General features: G+C 60.3%; 7 protein-coding genes. 1 reads left to right on the top strand and 6 read right to left on the bottom strand.

The window, feature by feature from the left end:
- Positions 1-138 precede the first annotated feature (138 nt).
- The 4 genes from addB to fliI form a co-directional block, all read right to left on the bottom strand.
- Positions 139-3,222 carry a double-strand break repair protein AddB gene (gene addB, locus B3759_RS12875; RefSeq protein WP_291366488.1) on the bottom strand — a complete coding sequence of 1,028 codons (3,084 nt, stop codon included), beginning with the start codon at positions 3,220-3,222 and terminating at the stop codon, positions 139-141.
- 52 nt (positions 3,223-3,274) lie between these two features.
- Positions 3,275-3,739: a tRNA (adenosine(37)-N6)-threonylcarbamoyltransferase complex ATPase subunit type 1 TsaE gene (tsaE, locus tag B3759_RS12880; RefSeq protein ID WP_291366355.1), complete on the bottom strand. Its 465-nt coding sequence runs from the start codon at positions 3,737-3,739 to the stop codon at positions 3,275-3,277.
- A gap of 132 nt (positions 3,740-3,871) precedes the next feature.
- Positions 3,872-4,306, bottom strand: a complete 435-nt coding sequence (locus B3759_RS12885) for a flagellar FliJ family protein (protein WP_291366356.1) — start codon at positions 4,304-4,306, stop codon at positions 3,872-3,874.
- A gap of 38 nt (positions 4,307-4,344) precedes the next feature.
- The gene (gene fliI, locus B3759_RS12890) at positions 4,345-5,754 is read right to left on the bottom strand and encodes a flagellar protein export ATPase FliI (protein WP_291366358.1); all 1,410 of its coding nucleotides are present in this window, start codon (positions 5,752-5,754) and stop codon (positions 4,345-4,347) included.
- A gap of 184 nt (positions 5,755-5,938) precedes the next feature.
- On the opposite strand from fliI, the gene B3759_RS12895 reads away from it, so the two are divergent.
- Positions 5,939-6,673 (top strand): response regulator transcription factor, encoded by a 735-nt coding sequence (locus B3759_RS12895; RefSeq protein WP_291366360.1) that lies wholly within the window; start codon positions 5,939-5,941, stop codon positions 6,671-6,673.
- Between the two features lie 91 nt (positions 6,674-6,764).
- On the opposite strand, the gene thiD is transcribed toward B3759_RS12895, so the two are convergent.
- Both thiD and B3759_RS12905 read right to left on the bottom strand, forming a co-directional pair.
- The gene (thiD, locus tag B3759_RS12900) at positions 6,765-7,568 is read right to left on the bottom strand and encodes a bifunctional hydroxymethylpyrimidine kinase/phosphomethylpyrimidine kinase (protein ID WP_291366362.1); all 804 of its coding nucleotides are present in this window, start codon (positions 7,566-7,568) and stop codon (positions 6,765-6,767) included.
- A 2-nt stretch (positions 7,569-7,570) separates the two neighbouring features.
- Positions 7,571-8,560: phosphoglucosamine mutase (locus B3759_RS12905; protein WP_291366364.1), on the bottom strand; the 990-nt coding region annotated here is incomplete at its 5' end.

Below are 8,560 nucleotides of genomic sequence, written 5' to 3' on the forward strand. Positions count from 1 at the left end.
CCCTTAACCCGCCAAAGGCTGTGCCTTTGGAAACTGGTAGTAAATCGGGATCAAAGAGGCCGTGTCCCTTTGTGGGGTACGGGGCAAAGCCCCGTAAAATCGCAAACAACCCTGACGTGTAAAGAAGCGGGACGATATTCATTCTCCCCCCTCCTCACGCGCTGTGCTCCACTCCGTCACACGGGCAAGCTGGGCATAGTCCGCAAAACGCGGAGGTTTACCGGGATGAGGGTGCGAAAGATAAGGCTGCGCCTTGCTGTCATACGCCGCTACACGCTGACGCAGACTTTCCCAGGCCTGCTGGGCAAGTTCGGCAATGCTGATCTCCTTGCTCTTCACCACAGTCTCAGACCCTGGTTCCGCACCACCAGTCAGACGCCAGTAGATCAGTTCACCCACCTCTGAATTGCTGTTCTCATCAGAAGAAAAATGCTTCGTGGCTTCCGGAAACGCACCCAGCGTCAGCATGGCCGCTTCAAGCGGAAGCTGCGGACTCCACCCGGCAATCACTTCCTTCGTGGAAGGCACCGTGCCGGTCTTGTAATCGAGCAGCGCCATTTTCCCGTCATCAAACAGATCAATACGATCAGCCCGCCCCGTTAGCGTGAATGGTCCGCCGGGCGTGTCTGTGATGGTGGCGCGACCTTTGGCTTCCGTCAGAATGGCGCGTGGCGAAGCACTTTCGCGACGGGCCGCTTCAGCCTGCGCGACCCAGTCGGCGATACGGAGCAGACGAGGTCGCCACCACGAAGCCAGTGCCGGACGCAGACTGGCGGCATCCAGACTGTCGAGAAACGCCTTGCGCAGGGACAGCACGGCATCATGCGGCCACTCTGCACCATGTTTCTGAAACCATGCGTCCAGCGCACCGTGAACGAGCATACCGTAATCGGACGCATCGACGGACTGCTCCAGCGGATCGAGCGGACGCAGATTCAGCACATGTTTGGCATAGATGGCGTACGGATCACGCATCCATGTCTCAATCTCGGTGACACTCAGGCGACGGGGCCTCTTGTTGACAGCCGGGCGAGGCTCTGGAGCTGCAACCGGTTGGGCTGCACCGACCGGACGGTCGATCTGTGACAGCCATGATTGCGCCGGATGCTCCACCAGTTGCTGTCCGCGCCCAGCAAGAAAAGCGTCCAGACGCACCAGCCAGCGAGCCGGCACTGCGGGCGCGCCTTCACGACGGCCCGGTGTGGACAGCACAATCTCGGCAGCGGACGACAGGCAGGATGCAAAATCATGTGCCGCCTGCCCAATAGCCTGCTCAGGCGAAGGCAGTCCGACACGCGCCCGCATGGGACGACTGAGCCACGGACCCGGATCGGTTGCAGGAGGCCAGACACCCTCGACCAGACCACCCAGCACCATGAGATCGACTGTCTGAAGACGCGCCTCGGTCAGCCCCCAGATAAACACGCGGGGATGCAGCGTGATGGTCGTCTCGCCCCGCCCCCTCAACGCACGCCGACTCTGCACGCGCTCTTCGGTAAAGACGGCGGCCAGCAACCCATCGAGCACCGCCCATGGTTGGGGCGGCAACACATCCGTGGCCGTCAGCAGATCGGAGAAACGGCGACCGAGGGCATTACCGTCCTCGCCACGCCAGAGTTTTTCCGCACCCGGCGTATCATCTGTGGTGGTAAGCGCCTCGGCAGCCTTCAGCAGCGCTGTAAGCTGCTCCGGCAGTGTCCGTTCTTCGCACGCACTTTCCAGCGCAGGAGCGAGGCAGCGTTCAATGGCCGTCAGAAACAGGTCGAGAGGCTGAGGTTCATCAGGCCGATCCGCCGACGCGCCATCGAGAGATGCCCCTTCCCTCTTCTGCTTCTCTTCCAGATGCCGCCGTAGGCCTTCGATGCCCGGCGCAGGTGCCGGGCCACGCAGCAGCCTCCGCTCCAGCAGACGAGCGGATGCACGCGTAGTGCCGGGCGACATGCCGCACGCAACCAGCGGATGTTTCAGCAAAGCCAGCAGCGCGACAGGCGCAAGATTCTGATCCACGGCCTGCGCCAGCAAACGCAACAACACGGCAGCGGGCGTGGTGATGAGCAATTCGCCCGCACTATCGTCCGCAAGGATGCCCCACCGAGCCAGTTCCGCCGCAACCCTTCCCGCCAGCGCCCGATCCGGCGTCACCAAGGCGACTCTTTTGTTCTTCTGCTCGATCCCTGCCCGTAGAATCAGCGCAATGGCGGCAGCTTCCTCCTGCTGGTCAGCGCTGGCGAGACGATACAACCCGGCACACTCGCCGCGCTCAGGATTGGCCGCCCAGTCCGACAGGGCAGCAGCGGGCAGGAGCGCCCGTGCTATGGTGTGAGTGCGGGCGGCGAGAACAGAGCGGTTCTCATCATCAGAAAGAACCGAGGACCAGGTCTCCACATCATCCCGTCGGGAATCGAGACTGGCCAGAAGCCGGGAAAGACCTGCCTGCGGGTGACCGTCCGGAAGCGTGGCGAAGGTCTCGTCGTCCATATCCCGATCAAGACCGGGGACGATCAGTCGTCCATGCGGGTGCAGCAGCACGCCTCGTAACGCATTGACTGTGGACGGCAGCGCATCGGTGAAGCCGACAGCCCAGAGCCGCGCCGTTCCATCGACCTGATGCGCCCAGTAATCCGCCTGCGCGTCCAGCAACGCGATCTGGCGAGCTACGGGATTCATCACGCCCTGCTCACGCAACCAGTCAGGCCACGCATGGGTGATGATGTCGAGAAAGGTGAGGGTCTGTTGCCAGTGTCTGGCAAAATTCTCGTCGACCGCGTCCGGCAGCGTCTCCGCCAGATTGATACCCGAACGCTCGGCCTCATCCATCAGATCAGCGAGCGCCCGCGCCAGAGGCCACGCCTGATCCAGCATCGGTCGGGTACCGAAAGCCCCCTCCGCCTTGAGAACCAGCGCCGTAAGAAGAGCGAGCCGCCGCATGGGTGGCACAGCCGGAGGCAGCAGCAGGGCGTCCGGACTGGCGAGCGCCGTTTCCGCTTCATCAAGTCCGCCGATGGGAATGATTCGAGGCAGAAGAATCGCCCGTCCATCCGCCTGCCGCAAAAAAGCTTCGGTCAGAGCACGCGCGGCGCGACGACCCGGCAGAACAAGTGTGCCGTCACCGATCCGCTCGGGGTCTTCCTCCACGCCTGCGGTCCAGCGAGCAGCAATTTCGTCAAGAAAGCGCAGATGGGCAGGAATGGTGGCGAGACCGGGGGCGGAGGAAGCGTTCATCAGAGAAGGATGATCCGTCAAAAAGAGTGCTGCAAGGGTGTCACCATCCCGTTCACAGACGGTCTGCCCAGCCTGCCAGAACAGCCTCACGGGGCTGATCTTCCGCATCGGGGTCCTGTCCGGCGACAGGGCGTGGTTTCAGCGTGACATGCAGGGCGTCTGGCGGCGTAAGGTCTTCCAGACGCTCAGGCCATTCAACCAGCACAATGCCTGTACGGGCGTCGTCCCACCCCAGTTCCTCCAGCGCTTCTGGCCCCTGCAACCGCCAGAGATCGAAGTGTGACACTTCACCCATTGGCGAGTCATAGGGCTGGACCAGCGTGAAAGTGGGGCTGGGAACATCCAGCGTCGGATCATTGCAGAGGGTGCGCAGGAAGGCTCTGGCGAAAACGCTTTTTCCTACACCAAGAGAGCCTGAAAGCAGAATGGCGTCACCGGAACGGGTCAGACCAGCCAGCCTGCGGGCAAGAGCCTCGGTCTCGCACCGGGTATTCAGCATCAGGTTACGGGTGGTCATGAACGAAATCCGGGCGATTACAGGAAAGGGAAGAAACTCACTATTTCCTGTGTCTCTGGCGTCCTGTCACGATCTTTCTTTTGAGCAGATAGAGAGAGCTTGCGAAAACATGCCAGCAGAGCGCTGGTATTCTCAGTCTGTTTTCTTCTGGGTCGCCCGGCGCATGGCCAGATCATCCAGCATGGCCTGTTCCTTTTTCTGCGCCAGTTCCTGCTGCTCCTTGGCCTTCATTTCCGCCAGTTTTTCAGCGGCTTCGAGCGCTGAGCGGGCCATATTGACCCGTGTGCGACAGGATTCCACCTCCATGGAGGCGTCCTGTTCTCTCAGACGCGCCTTGTCGAGAGCTGCCCGACCGATCGGCAACCATCGTGAGTAGGCCTCGACCACTTGATCGTCAGCCGAAAAGTCCAGCGCCAGATCTCTCTCGCGGACCATGTTCTGCTCCGCCGCTTTCACGGCGTCAGAGGCCGTCATGGCACGCGCCAGCGCTTCCGAGAGCAGTTTCTTGGCTTCATCAAGCTCCTGTTTTCTGATTTTCAGAAGGGAATCCAGCGGTGAAGAAGGCATCGGACGGTTCTCGGTCTGTCTGGAGTTGCGTTAAACGATCAGGAAACGGCCATTGCGGCCGCGACCGAGTTTTCTGGAACGGGCACCTCGGCAAGAGCATCTCTCAATGAGGCAAAGCTCTGCTCCAGCGTGAAGCGTTCATGGCGTCCCTGTGAAAGAACGGCTTCAATGGCTGGCCGAAGTTTGATGGCTTCATCGACGGCCGCATCCGCTCCGGGGCGGTAGGCTCCAAGGCGGATCATGTCGGCCATCTCGGCATAAGTAGCCAGAATGGCGCGGGCACGACGGGTCAGCGCATTTTCATCAGCGGAATTGCAACCCGGAACGGTACGGGACAGCGAACGCAGAATGTCGATGGCGGGATAACGCCCCGTTTCCGCAATGCGTCGGTCCAGCACCAGATGTCCGTCCAGAATGCCACGCACAGCATCGGCCACCGGTTCGTTCTGGTCATCACCCTCTACAAGCACTGAAAAGAGTGCGGAGATCTGCCCGGCGGACCCATCCGGACGCACGATGCCGGGTCCGGCCCGTTCCAGCAGGCGCGGCAGTTCCGCGAAGACCGAAGGAGGATAGCCGCGCGTCGCCGGAGGTTCGCCCACGGAAAGGCCGATTTCACGCAACGCCTGACAGAATCGGGTCACGCTATCCATCAGCAGAAGCGCGGATTTGCCTTCGTCACGAAAATACTCGGCGACAGTCAGCGCCGCATACGCTGCTTCCCGTCGCATGAGCGGAGGCGAATCCGAGGTCGCAACGATGACAACGGAACGAGCGAGTCCCTCTGGTCCCAGATCATCCTCGACAAACTCACGCACCTCCCTGCCACGCTCGCCGACAAGGGAAATCACAGCCACGTCGCAGGCCGTATTGCGGGCCAGCATCGACATCAGCGTGGATTTGCCCACGCCTGACCCGGCGAAAAGCCCGAGTCTCTGTCCTTCCCGGCAGGTCGTGAAGAGGTTCATGGCCCGGACACCAAGGTCGATTCTCGGTCCCAGACGCGCACGCAGGGTCGCATCCGGAGGAGCAGTGCGCACCGGGCGCGGCACAGGCCCCGGCGGCAAGGGCCCCTTACCATCGAGAGGACGCCCGAGAGGATCAATGATCCGCCCGATCCATCCATCCGAGACAGGCAGGCTCCCGCCCGGTTTCGGAGCCCGTGACCCGATAAAGACGGGAAACTGGACCTCGCTTCCGCTTGCCAGTCCATCAAGGCTTCCAAACGCCATGGCATGCGCGTGGCTGCCTGAGAATCCTATGATTTCTGCGGGGATTGCCGCGCCGTTCCGCCGCATCAGGAACATCCGGTCACCGACTGACGCCAGACTTCCAAGGCCCGTAACCGTCACGGCGAGACCGGACAGCGATGTAATCCGCCCGGTCGCGACTGCGGCAGGAATACTCGCACAGGTTGCATTAACCTGTGTGAGGAAGTCGGGTTTCATAAGATTTCTCCGGTCAGGGCCATTCAGATCAGGGGTTTCTGGCTCAAATAGATAAAAAAAAAGACAATTTACGCGTTTATGATGGTTAACAAGAATCTTTATACAATCTTTACGTGAAATTTTCGTAGACCGATACAACCCAAGGTGGTAACCATTGGTCAACAACGAACCAAGGGTTACAGTGATGCGCGTTCTGCTCGTTGAAGACGATCTCTCCTCTGTCGGTGAAATCACCCAGATCATGAAAGGGGCCGGTTTTACGGTTGATCATGTCCAGTCCGGCGAAGAAGCCGTGGAGATGCTCCGGCACTACGATTATGATCTCGCCGTCCTGGAACTGATGCTCTCCGACATTGAGGGATATGAGGTTGTTCGCCGGGCCCGCGCAGCGCGCGTCACAACCCCGATGGTGGTCCTGTCTGGCCTGACGCGTCCGCAGGCAAAGGTGAAAGCCTTCTCCATCGGTGCTGACGACTACATGACGAAACCTTTCGATCCCGATGAACTGGTTGCTCGGATGCAGGCCATTCTGCGTCGCTCCAAAGGCTTCAGTGAACCGACCCTGCGTGTAGGACCGCTCAAGCTCAGCCTCGACAGCCGGGAAGTCATGGTGAACGAGTCTCCGGTTCATCTGACGGGTAAGGAATATGCCATTCTGGAACTGCTCGTCCTGCGTAAGGGGATGGTTCTGACCAAGGATGCGTTTCTGAACCATCTTTACGGCGGCATGGATGAACCGGAGATGAAGATCATCGATGTTTTCATCTGCAAGCTGCGGAAAAAGCTGCAGGCTGCCGGCGCAGGCAACCTCATCACCACAGTCTGGGGCCGCGGCTACATGCTGCGTGAGCAATTGCAGCGTCTGGAAACGAACGAAGCGAGCGCTCCGGTCGAACGACAGGAAACTGTCGCAGCCTGAGGCTTAAGACCGTCAGAACGTCGCGTCTGACAGAGTGCTTTCCGCGCCCGGGAGTCCGGAAAACACTCTGTCAGATTTCAGGCGTTTCCGCTCAGACAGTCCAACTCGCGGCAATCGTAATGCCGTGGTCCAGTGGCCCTGCCCCATGACCGTAACCCGGAGCATGGGTAATCGCACCAATCAGATAAGCCCGCGCTTCCTTCACGGCGTCTCTCAGGGAACGCCCCTGCGCTAGTCGTGTCGCAATCGCGCTCGCCAGCGTGCAGCCCGTTCCATGTGTATGACGGGTATCGATACGCTGCGATCTGAAGATCTCGACCGTTTCTCCATCCACCAGAACGTCAGCGAGATGAGGGCCTTTCATATGCCCTCCCTTCACCAACACTGCCGGCACACCTTTGCCGCGCAGGGCATGACCTGCGTCGATCATGTCCTGCTCGGTCTCGATCTGTACACCAAGAAGCGCTTCAGCTTCCGGAATGTTTGGCGTCAGGACTGTGCAGAGCGGCAGAAGGGAATCGATCAGCGCCGATATTGCCTCCGGAACAAGAAGCGCCGCCCCACCCTTCGCAATCATGACGGGATCCAGAACGAAAGGGATCTTCCGGTAACGGCTGATTTCTTCCGCAACCACATGAATGCTTTCAGCCCGGCCAAGCATCCCGGTCTTGAACGCATCCGCGCCAATATCTTCCAGCACGCATCGAATCTGGGTTCTGAGGAACTCGGGCGGCACATCAAGAATATCGACCACGCCCATCGTGTTCTGGGCGGTCAGAGCAGCAATCGCCGTCATAGCAAAACCATCAAGGGCAGTAATCGCCTTGATGTCCGCCTGGATACCCGCCCCTCCGCCGGAGTCGCTACCCGCTATGCTGAGGACCCTTCCGCGCATGATCAGGCCGCCACGTGGGCTGAGTTGATGGCGTCACACATGGCGTTCACGGCCTGCTGCACATCCGATTCATGCTCGGCCTCAACCATCACGCGTACCAGTGGTTCGGTTCCGCTTTCACGCAGAACAAGGCGACCTTTCTGGCCAAGCTGCGCCACAACATCATCCCGGGCGGCCTGCACTTCCGGCAGACGCAGGGGGCTTGCACCAGAAAAACGGATATTTTTCAGAAGCTGCGGATAAGGCGAAAAAACCCGGCAGACCTCGCTGGCTGGCCGGCCATCCTCGATCAGCACGGCCAGAACCTGAAGAGCGGCCAGCAAGCCATCTCCAGTGGTCGCAAAGTCTGACAGGACGACATGCCCAGACTGTTCGCCGCCGACATTGGCTCCGTTTTCACGCATCCGCTCGACGACATAACGATCGCCCACAGACGTGCGCTCCAGCTTCAGGCCGCCATCCGCCAGAAAACGCTCAAGCCCCATATTGGACATGACTGTAGCCACGACAGAAGACGTCGCCAGTCGTCCGGCCTTGGCCCATGACCGGGCAATCAGCCCAAGGATCTGGTCACCGTCGATCAGATGTCCGGTTTCATCGACCAGCAACATCCGATCGGCATCGCCATCCAGTGCAATGCCGAGATCGGCCCCGTGTCGGACAACCGCCTCGCAAAGTTCCTGCGGATGAGTGGAGCCACAGCCTTCGTTAATGTTCACACCGTCAGGATCACAGCCCAGACGGATGACTTCCGCGCCCAGCTCCCAGATAGCCGACGGCGCAACGCGGTAGGCCGCACCGTTCGCACAATCGATGACGATTTTCAGACCATCGAGACGACAGCCCTTGGGAAGAGACGCCTTGGCGTGCTCGATATACCGACCCGCCGCATCGTTCAGACGCGAGGCACGGCCAATCTCAGCAGGCGATGCCAACTGTGACGACAGATCCGTCATCATCAGCGCTTCGACCGTGGTTTCTTCCTGATCGGA

The organism is Acetobacter sp. UBA5411, assembly GCF_002409645.1.
Taxonomy (GTDB): domain Bacteria; phylum Pseudomonadota; class Alphaproteobacteria; order Acetobacterales; family Acetobacteraceae; genus Acetobacter.